Origin of the sequence: Marinomonas sp. NPDC078689 (genome assembly GCF_044542435.1) — a bacterium.
Taxonomy (GTDB): domain Bacteria; phylum Pseudomonadota; class Gammaproteobacteria; order Pseudomonadales; family Marinomonadaceae; genus Marinomonas; species Marinomonas arenicola.
Map to the genome: position 1 here is coordinate 16,965 of NZ_JBITUJ010000014.1, position 23,094 is coordinate 40,058.

The 23,094-nt window shown below is 46.6% G+C and carries 21 protein-coding genes; 7 read left to right on the forward strand and 14 right to left on the reverse strand.

The features are described from left to right. Positions 1-102: 102 nt before the first annotated feature. Positions 103-1,569 carry an IMP dehydrogenase gene (gene guaB, locus ACIGBN_RS16620; protein WP_133004534.1) on the reverse strand — a complete coding sequence of 489 codons (1,467 nt, stop codon included), beginning with the start codon at positions 1,567-1,569 and terminating at the stop codon, positions 103-105. A gap of 94 nt (positions 1,570-1,663) precedes the next feature. Here guaB and xseA point away from each other — a divergent pair, with 94 nt between their 5' ends. Then, on the forward strand, positions 1,664-3,016 hold the full coding sequence (gene xseA / locus ACIGBN_RS16625; protein ID WP_396666659.1) for an exodeoxyribonuclease VII large subunit: 1,353 nt from the start codon (positions 1,664-1,666) through the stop codon (positions 3,014-3,016). Between the two features lie 133 nt (positions 3,017-3,149). On the opposite strand, the gene ACIGBN_RS16630 is transcribed toward xseA, so the two are convergent. The 3 genes from ACIGBN_RS16630 to ACIGBN_RS16640 all read right to left on the reverse strand — a co-directional run bounded on the left by ACIGBN_RS16630 (position 3,150) and on the right by ACIGBN_RS16640 (position 6,691). Next, positions 3,150-4,517: a sigma-54-dependent transcriptional regulator gene (locus ACIGBN_RS16630; RefSeq protein WP_396666661.1), complete on the reverse strand. Its 1,368-nt coding sequence runs from the start codon at positions 4,515-4,517 to the stop codon at positions 3,150-3,152. Further along, entirely contained in the window at positions 4,518-6,443 is a 1,926-nt protein-coding gene (locus tag ACIGBN_RS16635) for an ATP-binding protein (protein WP_396666663.1), read from the reverse strand. It lies immediately after the preceding gene. A 77-nt stretch (positions 6,444-6,520) separates the two neighbouring features. Next, entirely contained in the window at positions 6,521-6,691 is a 171-nt protein-coding gene (locus tag ACIGBN_RS16640; RefSeq protein ID WP_396666665.1) for a hypothetical protein, read from the reverse strand. Between the two features lie 124 nt (positions 6,692-6,815). Here ACIGBN_RS16640 and ACIGBN_RS16645 point away from each other — a divergent pair, with 124 nt between their 5' ends. The 6 genes from ACIGBN_RS16645 to ACIGBN_RS16670 all read left to right on the forward strand — a co-directional run bounded on the left by ACIGBN_RS16645 (position 6,816) and on the right by ACIGBN_RS16670 (position 12,715). Beyond that, positions 6,816-8,231, forward strand: coding sequence for a cytochrome ubiquinol oxidase subunit I (locus ACIGBN_RS16645; RefSeq protein ID WP_396666667.1), 1,416 nt, complete (start codon positions 6,816-6,818; stop codon positions 8,229-8,231). Then, the gene (gene cydB / locus ACIGBN_RS16650; protein WP_133004540.1) at positions 8,231-9,226 is read left to right on the forward strand and encodes a cytochrome d ubiquinol oxidase subunit II; all 996 of its coding nucleotides are present in this window, start codon (positions 8,231-8,233) and stop codon (positions 9,224-9,226) included. Before ACIGBN_RS16645 ends, cydB begins: the two co-directional genes overlap by 1 nt. Before the next feature lies 1 nt (position 9,227). After that, on the forward strand, positions 9,228-9,362 hold the full coding sequence (locus tag ACIGBN_RS16655) for a hypothetical protein (protein WP_279433454.1): 135 nt from the start codon (positions 9,228-9,230) through the stop codon (positions 9,360-9,362). 157 nt (positions 9,363-9,519) lie between these two features. Then, on the forward strand, positions 9,520-10,206 hold the full coding sequence (locus ACIGBN_RS16660) for a hypothetical protein (protein ID WP_396666670.1): 687 nt from the start codon (positions 9,520-9,522) through the stop codon (positions 10,204-10,206). A 148-nt stretch (positions 10,207-10,354) separates the two neighbouring features. After that, the gene (locus ACIGBN_RS16665) at positions 10,355-11,632 is read left to right on the forward strand and encodes an O-acetylhomoserine aminocarboxypropyltransferase/cysteine synthase family protein (RefSeq protein WP_396666672.1); all 1,278 of its coding nucleotides are present in this window, start codon (positions 10,355-10,357) and stop codon (positions 11,630-11,632) included. A 180-nt stretch (positions 11,633-11,812) separates the two neighbouring features. Continuing rightward, positions 11,813-12,715, forward strand: a complete 903-nt coding sequence (locus ACIGBN_RS16670) for an EamA family transporter (RefSeq protein WP_396666674.1) — start codon at positions 11,813-11,815, stop codon at positions 12,713-12,715. On the opposite strand, the gene ACIGBN_RS16675 is transcribed toward ACIGBN_RS16670, so the two are convergent. The 10 genes from ACIGBN_RS16675 to ACIGBN_RS16720 form a co-directional block, all read right to left on the reverse strand. Further along, on the reverse strand, positions 12,712-13,560 hold the full coding sequence (locus ACIGBN_RS16675; RefSeq protein ID WP_133004544.1) for an ion transporter: 849 nt from the start codon (positions 13,558-13,560) through the stop codon (positions 12,712-12,714). The two genes, ACIGBN_RS16670 and ACIGBN_RS16675, sit on opposite strands and share 4 nt — an antisense overlap. Before the next feature lie 118 nt (positions 13,561-13,678). After that, positions 13,679-13,954, reverse strand: a complete 276-nt coding sequence (locus tag ACIGBN_RS16680) for a hypothetical protein (protein ID WP_133004545.1) — start codon at positions 13,952-13,954, stop codon at positions 13,679-13,681. 89 nt (positions 13,955-14,043) lie between these two features. Next, positions 14,044-14,589 carry a mechanosensitive ion channel domain-containing protein gene (locus ACIGBN_RS16685; protein WP_133004546.1) on the reverse strand — a complete coding sequence of 182 codons (546 nt, stop codon included), beginning with the start codon at positions 14,587-14,589 and terminating at the stop codon, positions 14,044-14,046. 45 nt (positions 14,590-14,634) lie between these two features. After that, a complete protein-coding gene (locus ACIGBN_RS16690; protein WP_396666677.1) occupies positions 14,635-15,522 on the reverse strand; it encodes an AEC family transporter in 888 nt (295 codons plus the stop codon). A gap of 90 nt (positions 15,523-15,612) precedes the next feature. Next, on the reverse strand, positions 15,613-16,584 hold the full coding sequence (locus ACIGBN_RS16695; protein WP_396666679.1) for a substrate-binding domain-containing protein: 972 nt from the start codon (positions 16,582-16,584) through the stop codon (positions 15,613-15,615). A gap of 60 nt (positions 16,585-16,644) precedes the next feature. Beyond that, a complete protein-coding gene (locus tag ACIGBN_RS16700) occupies positions 16,645-17,439 on the reverse strand; it encodes an ATP-binding cassette domain-containing protein (RefSeq protein WP_396666681.1) in 795 nt (264 codons plus the stop codon). Continuing rightward, positions 17,439-18,521, reverse strand: a complete 1,083-nt coding sequence (locus tag ACIGBN_RS16705) for an ABC transporter permease (RefSeq protein ID WP_133004549.1) — start codon at positions 18,519-18,521, stop codon at positions 17,439-17,441. The genes ACIGBN_RS16700 and ACIGBN_RS16705 overlap by 1 nt, the downstream gene beginning before the upstream one ends. An 88-nt stretch (positions 18,522-18,609) precedes the next feature. Then, on the reverse strand, positions 18,610-19,641 hold the full coding sequence (locus tag ACIGBN_RS16710; protein WP_133004550.1) for a sugar ABC transporter substrate-binding protein: 1,032 nt from the start codon (positions 19,639-19,641) through the stop codon (positions 18,610-18,612). Positions 19,642-19,786: 145 nt separating this feature from the next. Further along, the gene (locus tag ACIGBN_RS16715; RefSeq protein WP_396666684.1) at positions 19,787-22,309 is read right to left on the reverse strand and encodes a PAS-domain containing protein; all 2,523 of its coding nucleotides are present in this window, start codon (positions 22,307-22,309) and stop codon (positions 19,787-19,789) included. Continuing rightward, on the reverse strand, positions 22,310-23,041 hold the full coding sequence (locus tag ACIGBN_RS16720) for a response regulator (RefSeq protein WP_133004552.1): 732 nt from the start codon (positions 23,039-23,041) through the stop codon (positions 22,310-22,312). Positions 23,042-23,094: the final 53 nt, after the last annotated feature.

Genomic DNA, 23,094 nt, shown 5'->3' on the forward strand with positions numbered 1-23,094 from the left:
AAGACTTTCTCTTTTGACACTAGAGTAATGAATAATAGTAAGAGCAATCAAATAAAGATGGGGCGTGTAATACGCCCCATCTCGCTTACAATTTATCCGCGATTAACCCGCGTGATAATTTGGCGCTTCTTTGGTGATGGTCACGTCGTGGACGTGGCTTTCACGCATGCCGGCACCGGTAATTTTTGAGAATTGCGTTTTCGTACGCATAGTCTCAATATCGGCAGAACCTGTGTAACCCATAGAAGAACGTACGCCGCCCATCAACTGATGAATCACTGACGCCATTGGTCCTTTGGAAGCCACACGGCCTTCAATGCCTTCTGGAACCAACTTCTCAACACTGCTTGAGTCTTGGAAGTAACGGTCGCTCGAACCTTGAGTTTGAGACATCGCGCCTAGCGAGCCCATACCACGGTACGCTTTATAAGAACGACCTTGGAACAAGACAACTTCGCCTGGTGCTTCATCCGTACCAGCCAACAAGCCACCAACCATGATTACGCTCGCGCCTGCGGCAATCGCTTTAGCGATATCACCAGAGAAACGAACACCACCGTCGGCAATGACTGGAATGCCGCGAGGCTCCATTGCTTCTGCTACATTAGCAACCGCGCTGATTTGTGGAACACCCACACCAGCAACGATACGAGTGGTACAGATAGAACCTGGGCCGATACCTACTTTAACACCATCAGCACCGGCATCCGCTAGCGCAATGGCTGCTTCAGCAGTGGCAATGTTACCGCCGATAACTTGAATGTGCGGGAAGTTTTCTTTTACCCAACGAACGCGATCAATAACGCCTTTCGAGTGACCATGGGCAGTATCAACAACGATGACATCGACGCCAGCGTCAGACAATGCTTTAACGCGATCGCCTGTGTCTGCGCCCGTACCAACCGCTGCGCCTACGCGTAGACGACCTTCTGCATCTTTACATGCATTCGGGTAAGTAGTGGCTTTGTTGAAGTCAGTAACGGTTACCATGCCGCGCAATTCGAACTGATCGTTAACGATCAATACTTTCTCGATGCGGTTCTCATGAAGTAATTTACGGATAGAGCCAGCAGAAGCACCTTCAAGAGCTGTTACTAGACGCTCTTTCGGCGTCATAATGTCTGCGACACTTTTATCAAAATCTTTAACGAAACGAACATCACGGCTGGTTACGATACCAACTAGGTCAGTACCTTGAACAACAGGAACACTTGAGATGTTGTTTGCTGCTGTCAATGCCATCAGCTCATGAACGCTGGCTTCAGGATTGATCGTAACAAGGTCTCGAACGATGCCGCTTTCGAATTTCTTAACACGACGCACTTCTTGAGCTTGCTCTTCGATGGTCAAGTTTTTGTGGACAATGCCTATGCCCCCTTCTTGAGCCAAAGCAATCGCCATGCGGTGTTCGGTAACGGTATCCATCGCAGAAGACGTCAGCGGAATGTTTAGCTCGATGTCTTTTGTGATTTTCGTTTTGAGGCTAACATCCTTAGGAAGAACTTCGGAATAGCCGGGGATGAGCAATACGTCATCAAACGTTAAAGCTTCTTGCACGATTCGTAACATAATGGGGAGTTTCCAATGCCAACAAGGGGAGTTAAGATGGCAAGTAATTCTACTCCAATAGTCGCATTCGGTAAATCAAAACCACGAGAGATTGATGAAAAAATTTACAACAAGCCCAGCATCAGAAACCGCATTTACCGTCTCGCAACTAAACCGACAAATTCAACAACTTCTCGAAGCCAGCTTACCTTGGATATTAGTCGAAGGTGAAATCTCCAATTTAGCCAAACCTGGCTCTGGTCATTGGTACTTTTCGCTCAAAGACGACCGCGCACAAATTCGTTGCGCCATGTTCAAAGGCAAAAACAGCGCGGTACGCTTTCAGCCCAAAGATGGCGATAAAGTGCGCTTACGCGCCCGCGTCACCTTTTATGGCCCACGCGGCGATTGCCAACTCAGCGTAGAAGGCATGGAATCCGCCGGAGAAGGCGCACTGCAACAAGCGTTTGAACGATTAAAGAACTCACTGCAAGCTGAAGGCCTGTTTGCAACAGAACACAAAAAGCCACTGCCAACACAACCAGAACGCGTGGCGATCATTACCTCATCGGTTGGCGCGGCGGTGCGCGACATGATCATCGCCTTTCGTCGTCGCTTCCCGCTGACAGAATTAACCATTCTACCGTCATTAGTTCAAGGCAAGGATGCGGCGAAAAACATTCTCAAACAATTAACCCGTGCCGATGAAAGCGGTTACTTCGATGCCATCGTTATTGGCCGTGGTGGCGGCTCGTTAGAAGACTTGTGGAGTTTTAACGACGAAACCCTAGCCCGCGCCATTTTTCACGCCAGTACGCCGATTGTCTCGGCGGTGGGCCATGAAACCGACTTCACTATCTCCGACTTTGTCGCCGATGTTCGTGCGGCCACACCAACCGCTGCGGCGGAGTTGTTAAGTCCCGATAAAGCACAACTGATTCGTCAAATTGCCCAGCAAGAAAGCCAACTGACCCGACGCATGTCGCGCATTTTAGAGCAAAGCCAGCAGCAATTAGACTTCATGATCAAACGCATTCGCCATCCAAAGGAGCGCATTGATCAACAACAAAACCAGCTAGATCAACTCAAGCGCCGCTTGCAACAGAGCCTTGAACGCACAATCCAAGAACACAAAGTCAAAACACAAAACCTGGAACACAGGCTGCAAAAAAACACACCCGCGCGACGCATAGAGCAAAACCAAGAGAAACTGCGTGATATCGACGCTCGATTAGCATTGGCATTAAACAACACGCTAACCAGCAAACAAACCAGCTTTGCTCGCCTCATCGACAAGCTTAACCTCGTCAGTCCTTTGAATACCTTGTCGCGTGGCTACGCTATTGCCTCTAAAGACAAACAAGTAATTCGTTCGGTCAACGAGATAGAAAAAGGCGACTCTATTAAGGTTCGAGTGCAAGACGGCGAAATCAACTGTACCGTGGCGGCGACGAAAGCCATCGGCTAGTGTGGCTTCTCTGTTTAGGCGCTGATCTAGGCACTTATTTAGGCGTCTTAAAAGAACCAACAGATACGCTCCACGCGCAGGCGCGAATAGTCGCTTTACCTGTTGGTTTCTTTAAATTATGAGCCAGAAGCCCTCACAGCCCATACCGTTCTATTTTCTTGATCAAGCCTTGCCGCGATAGGCCGAGTTGTTTTGCGGCTTGGGTGCGGTTTTCTTGGGTTGTGGCGAGGGCTTTTTGAATCAATCGTATTTCCAGCGCTCGGACTTGTTCATCTAAGGTGGCGTCACTGTCCGGCGTTGTCCCTATAGCTGGGGCAGCATATGCGCCAGTCGATGGATACAGCAAATGAATGTCTTCCATGGTGATGTGGCCTGCAGGACAGATCGAGGCAACGCTTTCTAGGGCGTTTTTCAATTCTCTCACATTGCCAGGCCATGCTTGCTCTCGAAACCATTGCACGGCCTCATTGCTTAATAGCAAAGTCTTTTCTTGTTTGGCTCTTAGGTTCGTTAGGAAAGCTTGCAACAAGACAGGCACATCTTCTAAACGCTCAGCTAGCGATTGGGTTTCGATGTTGACGCCTTTAATTCGGTAGTACAAGTCTTCACGGAAGCGCCCTTCTCGCACTTTCTCTACCAGATCGGCATTGGTTGCCGAGATGACGCGCACATCGATGTGCTTTTGTTCACGGCCGCCAACGGGGAAGAAGGTGCCTTCTTGCAAGACTCGCAGCATTTTGACTTGCATGGTAAGTGGCATTTCTCCGATTTCATCCAGAAAAAGCGTGCCGCCATCGGCGAGGCTTAATAACCCTTCTTTGTCTTTTTCGGCTCCCGTAAACGCGCCTTTCACATAACCAAACAACTCACTTTCAAGCAGTTCGTCGGGAATCGCGCCACAATGAACAGAAATAAACGGTTGTCGAGCACGATGACTCAAATCATGCAGAGTTCGAGAAATCACTTCTTTCCCTGTTCCCGACGGCCCAGTGACTAACACTCGAACGTCCGTTGGGGCGATGCGCTCTATCAAGGCACGGATTTTTTGCGCACTCGATGAGTGGCCAATATAGGCAGCAGCCCCTTGGGCCGATTGACCCGCTTGCTTTAACTGATTGAGCTCCCGCTCTAAGGTGGTTTTGGTAATGGCGCGACGCACCACCACCGCGAGCATTTCTGGATCAATGGGTTTGGCAATAAAGTCCCATGCGCCTAAGGATACGGCTTTTAAGGCCAAATCCCGATCCGCATGACCGGTAATGATAATCACTGGACGCCCATCAAATTCCGCCATGGATTCCAGGGTAATCAGCGGGTCAAAGTGTGGTGGCATCGACAAATCAAGCAACACCAAATCCGCATCAAACCCCACCATCGCCTGACGCGCTTCTTCTAGGCTACCTGCGGTTCTTACTTGATAATCTTGGCCCGCTAGCCAGCGGCTCGCTAACTCACGAAAGGCGGGTTCGTCGTCGACTAATAGAATTTTATTTTGCGTCATTTAATGGCCTATCACTGGCGCGGTGCCAGATACTGTTGCGTCGTCAGAAGTCGACTGAGGTAAAGGGAAAGAGAGCTCAAAGGTCACTGGCCAACCGGCGTCACTGCGGTGAAAAATCCGCCCTTGATGGGCATCTAATATACGTCGAACAATAGCAAGACCAAGGCCGCTACCACCCGCTCGTTTCGTCACAAAAGGCTGAAACAAAACCTCACCGGTTAATGCTTCGTCTATTTTAGGGCCATTATTATGCACCTGAATCACCACTGCATCGGTACTGACTCGCGCCTGAATAGCCAATTTTCCATCCGCTTGATTACGTAAAAATGCCACCGCATTATCAATCAGGTTAATAAACACCTGCTGCACTCTTTGATAATCTGCTGGCAGCTCAATGGCGTCGTCTATGTCCAACTGGCACTCGATCTCGCCAAGGTGTGATTGCGCCACAATACTCGCCACCAGCGCATGCAAAGGCACCTTGGTTTTGTGCAGAGCCAATCCGCCTGAATACACCAACATATCGCTCACCAAGCGATCCGCTCGCTTGAGCTGGGTTTGAATGTGCTGACGTGTTTCAACAGGAGCATCGTAAGCCGCCATCGAAATGATATTCAATGGGTTACGTAACTCATGAGCGACTGCCGCCGACAAACTGCCCAATTCAACCAGGTGCTGTTCGTCTAAGCGTTTGCGCTCAGCGACGGCAAGCGCCAATGAACGTTCTAACAAACCACAACTGGTGGAAAACAAGGAGCCGAATACTTCAGCGGTTAGGCGCATTCCCGGGCTGGCATCGTTCCAGCCAACCAAAACAGAATGCCAACCTTGATCAGTACGGTTCACAATAAGTGCCAAGGCACGCTCTTCTTTCAAGTTGTCTTTATGATGATTTTGCACATCTATGCGTATGTTTTGTCGTATCTGTGAAGAGAGTAGGTGTTCACCAACAGAAATCAAACTGGCCCAGTCATGGGCTTCTTTTAACTGTGTCGACCAAGTATCTAATACCTGTTCGTTTAATACTGCTCCGGGGTAAATAAGGCGCGAAATAAGCCGATTAAGCGGTTGGTAGATTAACGCTGACACCACCAAGGTAAGCAGCGAATAGAGCCATAACTGCCAACTGGGCACGTTCGCCAATGCCTGCAACCCCACCCGCCCTGAAACCACACTGATCACAGAAATCAAACACAAGATCACCAGCATCATCGCCAACCAAAGCAGAGCGCGATTGGCGAACGCATTCACCGACAAAATCTGATAGCGCACGACGGCGTACACCAACAACAGAAGATAAGTGGGCAATAACAGCATCGGATAAGGAAACCAGCTGATACCAAAGGAAGGAAATACAAAACTGGTGGCCAGTAATAACCCCCATGCACCGACGCCAAACATGGCCAAAATAGAGCGTTTTTTGTTGCCCGTATGACGATACCAACCAAACAACAATACCCCATGGGCGAGCATGCCGATCAAGATGGTGTACACCAGATTAAACGCACCCGCATTGGTAAACACAAAGAAAGAACGCGTATCGAATGTTTGGCTCGCCGCACCAGCATCCACCCACCAGCTCTGGAGTACCACCGCGATACTGGTTAAATAGAACCAAGGCAGGTTTTTAGCCAAGCGCCTCAGCCAGACGTCTTTTGCCGAGCCAGAGTAGACAAACCGGATTGCAAAATGGAGGAAAAAAGTCGGCATTAAAGGGTTCGCCAAAATGATGTGGACACCCACTTGCTCATACCCCTGAAAAAGCGCCACATGACCAAAACACCAGATCGCCATCATGATGGCAAAACCAGCCAATGCCTGTAGCTCGCCTTGATTTTGCGCACGCCAAAGCAACCATGCCGCCACCAGTAAGCCACATACGCTGGAAATCAGCATAGACACTTCGAACATCAGAGAAATCGTCAAACTGTAAACCTCGTTGACACTAAAAGAATGGTGTAATCGTAAACCTTGTTTACAGGCAATTCAAAATGAAATTTTTATTACTTATAAATCAATAAGATACGAAATATGGAAAGCTGGCCTCTGTCTTGCTTAGCAATAGATAAATTGATCCACATCAATATCACTGCAATTAACAAGGTACTTACCATGAATACTGCCTCTTTTATGACTGAAATCATCACGCTGGCGAGCATTTTTTGCCTAGCCATTTCTCCTCTTGCCGTTAAACAGCTGTTTCTAAAGAAGTCTTGATTTAGAGCGCTCTTAGGCTAGGAGTAGAGCGGCGTGTGTTGCCCTACTCCATCTCGTCTTTTGTTTTACTTAGGTATCACTATGGAACATTTTGACTCAGCGATGCTATCGCGTATTCAATTCGCTTTTACCGTCAGCTTTCATATTATTTTCCCAACCATCACGATTGGTTTAGCAACCTTGATTGCCCTTTGGGAAGCGCTCTGGCTGAAAACAGATGACCCACGTTATTTGCAGCTGGCTAAATTTTGGATCAAACCCTTTGCTATTACCTTTGGTATGGGTGTGGTCGGTGGCATCGTCATGTCTTACGAGTTTGGTACTAACTTTTCCAAATTCTCTGAAATCGCGGGCCCCGTACTTGGGCCATTACTGGCATACGAAGTACTGACAGCCTTCTTTCTTGAAGCTGGCTTCTTGGGTGTCATGTTGTTTGGTTGGCAACGAGTCGGTCGAAAAGTCCATTTTATTTCAACACTGGTTGTGGCGATTGGCACTTGGATTTCATCGACTTGGATCATGGCGGCTAACTCATGGATGCAAACGCCGCAGGGCTATAAAATTATCGATGGCGTTTTCCATGTAGAAAGTTGGATGCAGGTGATCTTTAACCCCTCTTTCCCTATTCGATTGACACACATGTTACTGGCTTCGCTGATCTCGGCGTCGTTATTGGTCGCTGGTGTTAGCGCGTTCTACTTATTAAAAAAACGTCATGTGAACTTCTCTAAAAAAGGGCTTTCCATGACCATGTGGCTGTTGTTGGTGCTGACTATTTTACAAGTCAAAGTCGGCGATGAATCTGGCCTAGAAGTAAAAGAGCATCAACCAGCGAAATTAGCGGCGATGGAAGGTATCTGGGAAGCGCAAGAAAGCGAAGTGCCACTACTGCTATTCGCAATGCCAAACATGCAAACCGAAGAAAACGATTACCAACTGGGTATTCCGAATCTTGGCAGCCTAATACTGACTCACACACTGGACGGCTCGGTTACCGGTTTAAAAGCCTTTCCAAAAGAAGACCGTCCTTATGTGCCCTTGGTATTTTGGTCGTTCCGCGTGATGGTTGGTCTTGGTATGGGGATGGTCGCCATCGCTCTGGCCGCCTTGGTCTTACGCCGCAAAGGCAGATTGTATGAGAATAAATGGTTCTTACGTGCAGTGACTTTCTTTACACCTATGGGTGTGGTCGCAACCATTGCCGGTTGGTATGTCGCAGAAACAGGCCGTCAACCTTGGGTTATTTATAACCTGATACGAACCTCAGATGTGGTCTCACCACTGCCTGCTGAGCGCGTGCTGTTTTCGTTGACTATGTTTGTGGTGATCTACTTTCTACTGTCTCTTGTCTATCTCTACTTTATGCGCAAATTGATTCGTAAAGGACCGCCTAAAATGGCGACCCTAGAAAAACACCTTATTGGCATGAACGCTCCCGGCTATGCTCTGGCATGGGTGAAAAACTTGAAACATGAAGATCACGAAGGAGAGAAGTAATGGATTTACCTTTATTTTATTTCTTAGTACTGGGATTCTGCATTTTCATGTACGTCTGTCTTGATGGCTTTGATCTGGGCATCGGCATCTTATACCCCTGGTTTGATAAACCAGGGGAGCGCGATCACTTAATGCTGTCTATTTCACACGTTTGGGATGGCAATGAAACTTGGCTCGTCATGGGTGGCGCCCTGCTCTATGGCATTTTCCCTGCGGCGTATGCGGGCTTATTGTCTATTTTGTACATTCCCTTAATGCTGATGCTGTTTTCTTTGATATTCCGCGGTGTGGCCTTTGAATATCGCTTTAAATCTGATCGCTCGCGTCCGTATTGGGATTTTGCGTTCAGCGCAGGTTCCGCGGTGGCGGCGTTCTGCCAAGGCTTGGTGTTGGGAACCATAGTTCAAGGGATTCCAGAAGGCAGTGAAGCTATGTCTAGTCTGCACTGGATCACGCCTTTCACCATTTTTACAGGCTTTGCTGTGATGGCTGGGTATGCCATGTTAGCGGCGTGTTACCTCTATATGAAATCACGTGGCGTGATCCAAGCTCACGCCGCCAAATTGGCTAAAGTCTTGTTGGTCATGGTGATGATTGCCATGGCCGTAGTCAGCATTTGGACGGTATTCACTCAACCAGACATCAAGGAGCGTTGGTTCTCAGGTAGTCACTTCTTATACCTAGCGCCACTGCCTATCTTGTGTTTGATCGCCGCCGTTGTGTCTTGGAAAGATTTGCACAGCCATCGCCATGAAGCGCGCCCATTTTGGTGTGGCATTCTGCTTTTCTTATTAGGACTAGCAGGCTTGGTAGTCAGCGTATTCCCTTACTTGATTCCACATCAATTAACCTTATGGCAAGCCGCATCGCCTACCACCAGCCTTGAGTTCTTATTGCCTGGCGTGTGTATTTTTATCCCTGTGATATGCATCTACACCTTATGGGGATACCGTGTCTTTTCGGGGAAAGTCGAAGACTATCAGGAGGGTTACTAAGATGTGGAAAACACTCAAAGCAAAAGCCGATAACCTCAAACCATGGCAATGGTTCTGCTTGCTCTACTTAGGGGGATTTGTTGGTGTTTTACTGATCTCACAAGTTATGAACTTGGCGGTGTTATTGTTTATTTAAAGCCGTCAAAAACATAACTATAAAGCGGCTTTCGAGCCGCTTTTTTAACGCCTATTTTTCACCACATAGGGGCTGCTTTCTTGTATAAATAGTCAATACGGTTTAGCTTTCTTACTACAAAGCCCTTTTTTCTGCGGCTTTTTTATTGGAGGCACTCATGTCTGCAAAATTTTCTATTGAACTAGAGTCATTTCACAAAATCTCCGCCATACCCAACGCATGGACTCGTCCACAATTCCTCGCTCTCATGACATTAATGGAGTTAGAGGATGGCCTAGAAGAGTTAACCGATGCCGAGCTGAAAGACATGTGTCTCATGTCTTTAAATGATTTAGCCCCAGCTGACGCCGCCAATGTCGTGTTAACGTCGCTTTTCTCTGACGATGTGACCCCAGGTAAAATCGATCAATTGAGCCATGAAATGGCCGATGACAGGTTGTGGGAAGAATACTCAGATTGCCAATTTCATGAACGCTTTTTTAATGCCTATGGCTTATTACGCGAAGCCTTTAACGGCATCTTTGCGCAACCGACTGGCGTCGACTTTAGCATCACCCTTCATGCTAAAAATGCCTCTGATCTTGAGCTCCTTGATACCGACTTATCCGCTAATTTAGTTCGTTTGTTGTCCTGTGGCCTAGGCGATAACGGCTTAATGCACCGCCTCTATGAAGAACAACTCAATGGCGATGACTTCCCGCAAGCCTCTGGGATTTTGTGGCAAATCGAAACACTTGCTAGCGAGAAGCATGAGCGTAAATTTAAGATGATCAGCTCTTCTTTTTGGTTTGGTGTTTTGGAAAATTACGACTCATTTGACGCAATACTCACACCACAAAGTTAATCGCCTGTTTGTGAGCAAGGCTATCTAGTCGCGTGAAGGCACCTTGATCATACGCGTCATAGCCATTGCTCGCGTTTTTCTAACACGCCATGTCGCGTTAATATGGTGCTGTTAGATCCCCCCAATAATAAGACTAGGATTGCTTACAATGAAATTAGAATCACTTGCTCTTCATCATGGTTACACCTCTGAAGAAACCACCAAAGCCGCTGCGGTTCCCATTTATCAAACCACGTCCTATACCTTTGACGACACACAGCATGGCGCGGACCTATTTGACTTAAAAGTACCTGGCAATATTTACACCCGCATCATGAACCCAACCACCGACGTGCTAGAGCAACGCGTCGCTGCGATGGAAGGTGGCATTGCAGGTCTAGCGGTGGCGTCTGGAATGTCGGCGATTACCTACGCGATTGAGTGTATTTGTGATGTTGGCTCTAACATTATTAGCACCAGCCAACTGTATGGCGGTACTTACAATCTATTTGCCCACAGTTTTCCGCGCCGCGGAATCGAAGCGCGTATGGTGTCTGCCGATGACTTTGCCGGTTTTGAAGCCGCCATCGATGACAACACCAAAGCGATCTTTTGTGAGTCCATTGGCAACCCAGCGGGCAATATTGTCGATATCGAAGCACTGGCGGCCATTGCCAACAAACACGGTATTCCTCTGATTGTGGATAACACAGTGGCAACCCCATTTTTGTGCCGTCCATTCGAGCTAGGCGCGCACATTGTGGTGCATTCCTTAACAAAATACATTGCGGGTCACGGCACCACCGTCGGCGGCATGATTGTCGATTCTGGTAAATTTGACTGGGTCGCCAACAAAGAACGCTTCCCAATGATGAACGAGCCAGACCCTTCCTACCATAACGTGGTGTACACCGAAGCATTAGGCGCGGCGGCGTACATAGGTCGTTGTCGCGTAGTGCCACTGCGCAACACTGGCGCGGCGTTGTCGCCACACAGTGCATTCTTAATCATGCAAGGGCTTGAAACATTGGGCTTACGCATGGAGCGTCATTGTTCTAATGCGGAAAAATTAGCCGCCTACCTACAGAGTCACGAGAAAGTAAACTGGGTCAATTACGCGGCGCTTCCAGACAGCCCATACCATGCCCTCAGTCAGCGTATCACCAGTGGTAAAGCCTCTGGCGTGTTGAGTTTTGGCGTGAAAGGTGGCTTGGTTGCTGGCACGCAATTTATCGATGCGTTAAAAATGGTATTACGACTGGTAAACATTGGCGATGCGAAATCCCTTGCTTGCCACCCAGCGACCACGACGCACCGTCAATTGAATGAAGAAGAGCTCACCAAAGCGGGAGTCAGCACCGACTTAATCCGTATTTCTGTCGGCATTGAGAACATTGAAGACATTATTGCCGATATTAGCCAAGCGTTAGACGCGGTAAATGGTTAATTTATTTCCGTTATAGTGGAAAAATATAGATAAACAAAACAAAGGGTTATTGAAGAGTAACCCTTTCTATTTTGGCGACCTTCGCTGTATCTTTCATTCTTTGTACATCTGTACATTGGCGCTTGTTAGTAAACAACGTAAGCTAACAAACCCAACCACCTTTGCTTCAAGGAATTTGAAATGACCCGTAGGGATATGTTGATCGCACTCGCTATTATTATTGCATGGGGCCTTAACTTCGTTGTCATTGCTTGGGGGTTAGACGACCTTCCCCCGATGATGTTGGGTGGTTTACGGTTCTTAATGGTGGCAGTGATTGGCTCGCTCTTTTTCAAGCGTCCAAAAACGCCACTTAAATGGTGGTTTTTATACGCCCTTCCTCTCAGCTTTGGCCAGTTTGCCTTTTTGTTTAGCGCGATGAAATTCGGAATGCCAGCAGGGTTAGCGTCTCTTGTTTTGCAGTCTCAGGCGATTTTCACACTGCTCTTTGCGGTTGTTTTCTTAAAAGAAAGCGTTCGCCCTTATCAGGTCATTGCTATTGCCATTGCCGCCGGCGGCCTGGCTACCATCGCCCTTGAAAATGACAACACCAGCATGACCTTGATTGGTTTTGGCTTAACCTTAGTGGCTGCCACCTGTTGGGCATTAGGCAATATCAGCACCAAGGTGATTAGTAAAAAAGGCTATCACGCTAACGTCAACTTGGTCATTTGGAGCTGCTGGATTCCACCGCTGCCTTTCTTCGTTTGCTCGTGGTTTATTGATGGCTCCGATGTCATGGTACAAAGCCTACAAAACATCAATTGGGGCACCATGGCAACTTTGGCCTATTTATCCATTTTTGCAACCGTGGCCGGTTATGGATTATGGAGCTACTTGATGTCTCTCTATCCAGCCGCGACCATTGCTCCTCTCACACTTGGCGTCCCTGTCGTTGGCCTCACCACGTCGGCTATTTTACTGTCCGAATACATCAGTCCACTGCAATGGATTGGCATCTTGTTCGTTCTGTTAGGGCTAATACTCAACACGCTAGGTGGGCGCTTACTGGCTCGTAGAACCAGTAAGCAAACGCTGGTTTAACGCTCTTTTTTAGATCCGTCTTTTTCTTGCTGCTGGGCGTCTAGTGTATCCGCTAGGCGCGCGACTTGCTTTTGCAGCTCACTGATTTGAGTCACCAAGGCTTGGTGGTTGTTTTCTTGTGCGTCGTGTTCTTTTTCAGCGGTTTCTCGCGTCATCACATCAAGCACCACACCCACCATCATATTCAAGAAGACAAACGCGGTTAGGAAGATAAAGACCACATAAAAAATCCAGCTTAATGGGTACACTTCCATTGTTTCGTACATGACGTCGGTCCAATCTTCAAAGGTAGCGACACGAAACAAGGTCAACATAGAAATGGCGATATCTCCCCATAACTTGTCGTTAATATGCTCGAAAAAGATCGAACCTACCGCTGCAAAGATATAGAAGATAATAAACATCAGCAGGGCAATGTAGCCCATTTTAGGGATGGCTTTGATCAGCGCATTAATCAAAAAGCGCAAATCAGGAATAATAGAAACAAGACGTAAGACGCGGAATACTCTCAACAATCGCGCCACCAGCACCATGTCCGTATCTGACATGGGTACTAAGCTGCCAATCACAATGATCGTATCAAACACATTCCAAGGGTCTTTAAAGAAGCGCCACCTGTCATCGCACGCTAAAAAACGTAAGCTCACTTCAACCAAAAAGAAGACGGTAATGAAGGTATCTAGATAATTAATCGCCAGTTCGACACCAGAGGGTAACGAGTAGGTTTTAGCCCCTACCGTCAGCGCCGCAATAATAATGATGCTGATAATAAAACCCTGGAACCAAACGCTTCTTTCAACTCGCTTTACCAGCGCGAAGGCATTGCCTGAACGACTCATTTCCATTAATTTCTCTACCTAAATAAACTCACAAGAACCCGACATGAAAGACCTTCAAGTCGTTGCTAAGTTCAGCATACCAGAAGAAAATAATCGTTTTTATGGCATCGCATCAGAAAAAGGATTAAGTCCGTTTAACGCGGACCACTTTCATGATTTCCACAGGAATTCCGGCGACCATTTCTTGAGTGGGGTAATAGGTTAGATTAACGCGTGCACCACGTAATGTTCGGTATTTGCCTTGGCGTTTGAAACGAAAAGGGACATCGTAGCCTTCAATCATTAAGGTGTGCTGAATCCAGTCGTCCTGTGCACGCTGAACATGAGATTTGACTTTGAGCACATCCGATTGAATAAGCTCATCGTTTTTCTTTAGTAACGCTTTTGGGTCAGACTGCATAGCTCGCTCTCTATTCTGAAGGATGAGAGAGATTGATTATGACACAAAATCCTATGCAGCTGAAAATATTGATTGTTTTTTGTTCGATTTTAGACGTCTTGTTTCTCTTCTAGTTTGTCCATTAACTTACTCATGCCACGAGCGGCTTTTTCATCAATAAAGCGAATTACCGGCTTTTGCAAAATCAAACTATTTGGGTAAGTAACGACATCTCCTGACAACCTTTTAATAATCACATGGAAGCTAGATATATCGATTATTTGACCTAAAATTTCGTCGTCTTTATCCACAACCTTCACCCAATCGCCAACGTGATAGGGAAAACCAAAGAAGATAATCAAACTCGCAGTGATGTTACTTAGGATCGACCATTGGGCAAATAAAGCGATGCCCACAACCGCAAACACAGAAGAAAAGAACACTTCCAGCTGCCCGTAACCTACGCCCATAATCAAACACGTCAGCAGTACACCAATGGCAATCAAGCCTAGCTGAAGCATTTTAATCACATAGCTCACTCGCACATCTGCAACGGCTTTCTTTCTGCCAAATAACACAATGCTATTGCTTATAATGCGGCTAATAATGATAAAGCCGATGACCAGTAATATGACTAACCCAATTTGTAAAATCATTGTCTTCTCTTAATATCTCTTATCATTTCAACAGCACCTTGTTTTTTATAAGGCGTAAAATAAAACACAGGGCACAATCGCTAAACTCATTAAATTACCAATCAACACCATCGAAGCCACTTTATGAGGTTCCTGCTGGTAGATTTCTGCCACCATGTAGTTCAATACCGCTGGCGGCAAACAAGCGAAGACCAGTAAGTAAGCAAAATCCTCAGCCGAGAGCCCTACTGTTAGCTGCCAGATAAAGGCCATAATAACCCCACTCAAAGGACATAAAAAGCCACTAATAACACCTAATTTCCAATGACTTAGATCCACCTCCGTCATCCGCACCCCTAGCGCAAATAACATCAAAGGAATGGAGATTTGACCCAACATATCAACAGAGACGCCAACGGCGGGGGCCAATGTCCAGCCTTGCAAGCTCCATATTAGTCCCAAAATTGTCGCGATGATCATCGGCATTTTTAAGATATTCATAATCTTAGTTTTTGGGTCTAATAAATACATGCCAACGGTAAAATGCAGTAAGTTCTCAGTGAGAAACAAGACCACGGCAATGGGCAAGGCTTTTTCACCAAACGCCAACACCAAAAGTGGAATGCCAAGATTACCGCTGTTATTAAACATCATAGGCGGTACTAATGTTTTAGCCGACACCCCTAACCATCGGCATAACGGCCATACTAATAGTCCAGAACCTAACACCACGCATGCAGCCGCAATAATAAGCCCTTGATATTGAGCAATATGAAACTCTTTTGCCGCCATTACCGAGAAAATCAAAGCCGGAATAAAAACGCTCATATTTAATCGATTCGCTACTGTCATATCAGTTGGACGAACACGAGCGTATACAAAACCGACAAGCACAATACTTACCAGTGGAAAAACAGTATTCAGGATTTGGAGAAATACTTCTGACGTGTCCATATGCCAACTCAAAATGTAGGAGGCTTCTAGCTTACCTTTGTTATCAAAAAACACCAGCGTACGGAGTAAGAATCAAAAGACAAAATGAGATTAAGGTTTTTCTACTAACATCGATGGAATGAGAATAAAGCGCTGGAGAATAGGCTGCCCTTGCAGCAGTTTAATACCAATTTCTACGGCTTTGTTGGCCATAATAATAGGACGCTGAATCGCCGTTGCAATCCAAATATTATCCTGCTGGATAGCATCAATCGCAAATTGGGCGCCATCCACTGAGGCTAAGAAAAACTCAGTCCGGTTTGCTTGTTTAGAAGCCTGCAACGCCCCAAGAGCCGTTGGATCATTAATTGAGAAGACGGCATCGAGGTGTGGGTATTTTTCCATTAAGTACGTCATTGCTTCCATTCCCCCTTCTGCACTCCCTGTGCCATTTAAACGATCACTTAATAGCGTAATCTTAGGGTATTTTTTCAACACAGACTTACACCCAGCCACACGTTCTAAAACAGAAGACACAGACACGCCATTTATAATGGCAAAATTACCGCGATAATGAATTTTCTTCGCAAGTCGCTCACAAGCCAACATGCCAGCCTGAACATTGTCTGTGGTGATGGTCGCATCCGCCCCTTGGGCGTTCATGTCGACAGCCACCACTTTTATACCCGCTCTTTGTGCTTTAGCGACCACCGGTGCTATTTTATGCTCATCTGCTGCCGTCAAAATAATCAGATCAACCCCTTTGTCGATGAAGCTATTAACCTGTTGAATTTGACGGTTTATGTCATAAGCATCGGAATGTATATACATTTTGACAGAGTGATGGGTCAGTCGCTCTGCGGCGGCCGTAGTCGCATCAATCAATTTAACAAAATACGGATTACCAAGATCTGAAACGCTAATGCCAATCGACCTTAATTGTGTCGTAGCAGGAGCAATCGACGGCGTAGCATGCGCCAGCAGACTAAGGAGGAGAATACTTGCAAAAACAATAGGCAAACATAGGGTCGTCATCATTTTTCGCATCGATACAGAGCACATGTTTACCACTGGCTTTTGCATGTATCACCTTTTCTATTGTCGTTAAGCGCCCCCATTGTTGGACGCGCTTAAGGTTGTTCTTCATGACACCGCTTGAGTGTCACTCTCTACTTCCATTGCCCCTGTCATAATAGCCACTGCATCTGACATCGAATGGGAAAGAGGTGTAATCACTGCCGCTCGTTTACCAAGCCTGTGTATATGAATGCGGTCAGCCACCTCAAATACGTGCGGCATGTTATGACTGATTAGGATAATCGGTAAACCACGAGACCGCACCTCTTTGATCAAGTTCAGCACTCGGCGCGACTCTTTTACTCCCAGTGCCGCTGTCGGTTCATCCATAATCACCACTTTACTGCCAAATAAAGCAGAGCGAGCCACCGCGACGCCCTGGCGTTGACCGCCAGATAGGGATTCCACGGCTTGGCTAATATTTTGAATCGTCATCAGCCCTAACTCTTCCATTTTGGCTTGAGCACGCTCTTCCATGGTTTTTTTATCTAGCATCCGAAAAACAGACCCTAAAATACCCGGTTTACGAATCTCACGCCCCAAGAATAAATTATCGGCAATGTTCAATGCTGGAGAGACGGCAAGATTCTGATAAACCGTTTCTATGCCTAACGAACGAGCTTCCATCGGTGACGAAAAATGCACAGGGTTACCATCTAGAAATATCTCGCCTTCATCAGGCGATAACGCACCGGATAAGGCTTTAATCAAGGAAGATTTTCCGGCACCGTTATCGCCAATAATTGCCAAAATTTCACCCGGATAGAGCTCAAAATCCGTATGGTCAATCGCCGTAACACTACCGTAGCGCTTTACCAGACCTTTGGTTTGAAGAACCGGCATCTGTTTAGTGATTGTCATTATGCTGTCCCCTTTCTGATCCACTGATCAACGCCTACCGCGACGATAATAAGAATACCAACGGTGAATTCTTGCCAAAGTACATCCACACCAGCCAGCGCCAAACCATTCCTGAATACACCGACCACTAAGGCGCCAACCAAGGTTCCAAAAATAGAGCCCCGACCACCAAATAAGCTACAGCCTCCAATCACCACCGCGGTAATACTGTCTAAGTTGGCGGTATAACCCGCTTGCGGACTGACTGAGCCAATGCGCCCAATCAAGACCCAAGCCCCTATAGCACACACCACACCAGCCAATACATACACAGAAAGTAACACTCTATCCGTTCGAATCCCCGCGAGCTTTGCCGCGGCCGGATCATCGCCCGTTGCATAAACATGACGTCCCCAAGCGGTCCAATTTAAGGCATACCAAATGACGCAAAATAGCAGCAGCATTAGTAAGGAGCCGTACGTTAAACGTGCGCCGAAAACATTAATAGTTTCACCCAACCACTGTAACAAAGGCGCGGTGGCATTAATGTCTTGTGAGCGAATGGTTTCGCTTTTTGAATACCACAAATTCAAGGCAAAAAAGACATTCCACGAGCCCAAGGTAGCAATAAAAGGGGGTAATTTCATGCGCGCAATCAGCAGCCCATTGATCAACCCAGTTAACGCACCAACAGCGATACCCGCCAACAGCGCCAACCAAGGGTCCAACCCATAATCAACCGCCATACGCCCCATCACCACAGAAGAGAGCACCATTATGGCCCCCACAGACAAATCAATGCCTGCGGTTAAAATAATCAAGGTTTGAGCAATACCAATCACCCCAATAATGGTCACTTGCTGCAACACTAAAGACAAATTAAAGGGGTGTAAAAAGCGGTTTCCTACAATCAAGCTAAACGCAATGATTGCCAGCACCAGAACAATGCTCGGGGCGGCTACGGGGTATTTATGTAAAAAACGTTGGAAGCGGTGGGCGAAGGTTTCATTACGCTCAAACTTAGCCACGTAGGTTTGTGCTTGATCGGCCACCTTATCATGGTCAAGTACCGCAGTAGATACTTTAGGATCAGTCGTGCTCATACATTACTCCAATCAGAAAAAAGCACCGCTAGCCATAATGGCTAACGGTAAAACTAGGCGGGTTTCGCGCCTATCTATCAGACAATGCTTAACCCCAGCACATCGCTAGGCCTGTTTTGGAGGTAACAGATTTGATCCCGCTGACTGGCTCATCGGTAATGAGTTGGACACCTGTATCGAAGAAATCCAAACCATCGGTCGCGACAGGGCGAGTGCCTGTTTTCGCGAACTGTACGATCGCTTCTATACCTTCAGACGCCATTTTAAGAGGGAATTGCATGGAGGTTGCATCTAGCGCACCCGCTTTGATGTTCTTGACACCGGGGCAGCCGCCGTCGACTGAAACAATCATCACTTGTTTCTCTAACCCGAAGGATTTCAGTGCTTCATACGCCCCTGCGGCGGCAGGTTCATTGATGGTGTATACCAGATTAATCTCTGGGTCTTTTTGCAGTAGGTTTTCCATGGCTCTGCGGCCACCTTCATCCGAGCCTTGTGTTACATCATGACCAACAATACGCGGATCTGTTTCATCACCAATGCGTGTAGGGTCTTTGATATCGATACCAAAACCTTTTAAAAACCCCTGGTCGCGAGCAACATCAACCGTCACCTGGCTGGTACTGAGGTCTAACAAGCCAATCTTCGCTTCTTTGGCTTTATCACCCAATTTGGCTTTCGCCCAAGCACCAATCATTTCGCCCGCTTTAAAATTGTCGGTTGCAAACGTCATGTCTGCGGCATTAACAGGATCAAGCTGAGTATCTAAAGCGATCACCAAGAGGCCTGCTTGTCGCGCTTTTTCAATAGTAGGAACGATCGCAGCAGGGTCGCTTGGCGTGATTAAAATGCCTTTTGCGCCAGATGCGATCAGGTTTTCTACCGCTTTTACTTGGCTCTCATTGTCGCCATCATAGCGGCCAGCAAATGTTCTAAGATCCACACCCAGTTCCGTTGCTTTCTCTTGAGCACCTTCTTTCATTTTGACGAAAAATGGGTTGGTATTGGTTTTAGTGATGAGACCTATAATAGGCGTGTCTGCCATAACGACAGAGGAAAGAGTACCAGCGGCCACAAGGCACGCTAATTTCTTATAAGAAAAGCGAGGCATGAATGTCATGTTAAACTCCAATATTGTTTTTATTATTGGCTGCAAAAGCCAGTGAACCAGGACTGCCAGATCTCTGCTTCGTTGCTTACTATGCAAAATAAAAACTAATGGAAAATTTCATACACCGAACTTTATTTGTAATATTTGTAACAATTCAACTTTCTACTTTTAACACTCCTCCTAAATCGTTGATGGTAAAGGGTTTTGAAAGAAATATATCCGTCTCATCGAGACTGTATTTTTGCATTACTTCTTCATAAGGCAAACCAGACATCAGGACCACAGGTACACTTCCTACCTGCTCCCCCTTTCTCTCGTGTTTAATATGATGCGCTAATTCAACCCCGTTCATTTGCCCTGCAAGGTTCACATCTGACAAGATAACATCAGGAGTAAACGACATTTCCAAAGCCGCTAGAACGTCTTCTGCCCGCTCAAAACACTGCACTAATAAACCCATTTTCTGGCACTGCTCGCGCAAAGTGTCTTGTACTGCTAGGTCATCTTCTAACAACCAAAGTAAGCTCTCTTTTGGTAAACTAATCTTGGCGATTGGCACTTTTTTTGTGGCGGCGACAGTCTGTGTTTCTTGTCGTTGAGCAGGCAAAAAGAGGCACACGCGAGTCCACTTCCCGTATTCAGACGTCACCTTTATTTCACCGCCGCTTTGCTTCACAAAACCATAAATCATACTTAACCCTAAACCACTGCCTTTGCCCACGGGTTTGGTGGTGAAAAATGGTTCAAAGATACGACTTAACACGGCGTCAGAAATCCCTTCCCCTGAGTCTTCTATTTTAATTCGTACAGCGGCAACCTCGCTGTCCGGTAGAGTGCAGCGCTTTGTTGAAAAAGAGAGTTGCCCACCATCTGGCATGGCTGCGGCACTGTTTAGCGCCAAATTAAGCAGTGCATTTTCTAATTGTGACGGGTCAATTAAGCTCACCTCATCGGCGCACTGTAAATCGCAACTCACATTTATATGAGCGCCCACGCTGTATTCAACTAAGTCCAGCATGCCTTCGATTAGGTCATCAATGTGCGTAGAAACAGGGAATAATTGTTGTCGGCGGCTGAAAGCCAGCAAGCGTTGCACTAGATTACTGCTTTTTTCAGAAACGGCTAATGCTCTCTCAATGTAGCGTGTTTGGTCCGCCGTTTGCGGCTGGGAATCTGCTAACATTTGCAAATTCCCCATGATTGCCGCCAATAGGTTGTTAAAGTCATGGGCCACACCGCCGGTAAGCTGCCCTAGCATCTCCATTTTCTGCGCTTGCCTTAGCTGACTTTCCACACTTTTCCGCTCTGTTAAGTCTGTATACAAGGTGACAAAACCGCCTTCTGGCATAGGTTTAGAACGGAACTCTATTATCTTTCCAGATTCAAAATGCCGCTCAAAACTCTGACTGCGGACATGACGTGCGACGTTCACCTCATCCATTTGAATCTGCTTACTTTCTATATTGAGCGTCGTATGCTCTCCCTTATTAATCCGCCGCTGAACTTCATTAATTGGCATCCCTCTACTCAGCTCATTAGGCTCAAGCGAGAAAAGCTGCTCGTAACCTGGGTTCCATGCTAACAAGGTTCCGTCCGCAGAAAACACGCTCAATCCATCGTTCATGTTGTCAAAAATAGTTTCCAATAAATGTTTCTGCTCGGACAACTCTGCGGTGACTTCCAGCCTCCGAATAGCATCACACCGAAACACTTCAAACGCCTCAGCTAACGTACCAATCTCGTCATTACGCTTAATCGGCAAACGATGTGCGTCTGTACGACCTAACGAAAGCTGCTCCATATCTCGTGTTACGGCTTGCAAATCCCGCGTCATTTTCTGGCTTTGCCAATACAGTCGAGTAAGACCAAGTAACAGGAAAACAGAGATGCCAATAATCCAATGCTGACCATTAGATACGAACGCCGACACGGATTCTCTTTGCCGGGTTACCTTTTTCTGCAAACGGCCAACAAACTGACTTACTTGCGCACTCAGCGCTTCAGATTTGGCTCGAATGGAAATCAGTAAATATCTCTTTCTCTCTTGGATCTGCGCCAAACGATGGTGAGCAGCCAGAAGATATTGCGCAATATCGGCCGCTTCTCCATGATGACTTTGCAACGCCAATTTATTAAAAATACTATCGGGCACATTGTCTGGCGACTCCAAAAGCTGCAAGAGCCAATCCAGTCCTTGCCGAGGATAAACAGAGTAACTTTTCCCTTCTTGCGGTGCGATATGCCGGATACGAAACTGCTGGGCGTAACTGTCCTCGCGAATATAAAGCTCTTCTCGTACCAAAGAGACTAATTCTTCTAGCGTCTTTTGTAAGTCATCAAGCCGTATATCTATGCTTTGTCTGAAACTGCTGTCCAGTAAACTATTCGCCACACCACGTAACGCTAAAATACGCAGATGAATACGCTTAGATTCTGTTTGCAATTGAAAGGGGCGACCTGAGCCGGCGGTATAAGGTGCCGTTGCAGCAAGCTGTGCAACGCCTTCGGCAAGCGTTAATGACGTGCTAATTTCAGGCAATGTTTTTGCTTCAAAATCCGACAGAGTCGCTTCACTGACTCGCATCGATTGCCAACCAATGGCGACCATAAAAAACGCAACCACACTGATCACTAAAATAATGATGGAGGCTTTTTGTCGAATGCTAATAAAGCGCATTTAACGTTTCCTAACAGGCCCTTGGAAGAAGTATCCAAGGCCTCGTTGGGTTTTAATAAATTCAGGCGTTTTAGGGTTACTCTCAATCTTCCTGCGCAGGCGTAAAATTAATACATCAACGGTGCGATCAAAGACATCAGACTCAATGCCGCGACTTTGATCAATAAGCTGCTCACGCGTAAATACTCGATCAGGATGATGAATCAAGGCTTCTAGCAAAGAAAACTCTCCCAGCGTTAGCACGACTTGCTCTCCTTTTTGGTGAATCAATTGGCGGGCGACAAGGTCCAAAGTCCAATGACCAAAATACAAGCATTCATGTGCTTCAGCTATGTTTTCAACACTGGGCACTTGCTGAGCAGAACGGCGTAACAGGGCATAAATACGTGCCGCTAATTCACGTAAATTAAACGGCTTCATCATATAATCATCGGCCGCCAGCTCTAAGCCCAAAATACGATCTGTTTCATCTCCTTTTCCTGTTAACATCATGATTGGAAAAGAAAAATGTTCCCTCACTTCTCTAGCAAGATGCAAACCATCCTCTTCGCGTAAGTACAAATCCATTAACAGTAAATCAACCTGGGTTTGCTGCAAATGGGACCACATTTGCTCCCCTGTTTCTGCTTCCAAAACACAATAGCCTTTTTGTGAAAGCGCATCACAAAGCAACAACCTAATGTCTTGATCATCATCTACAACGAGTAATGTTTTTTTATTTTTTTCGTTCATAACACCGCTTACTTCCCATTTTTACTCTAAGGGTTAGTCAAATTAGAGTATCC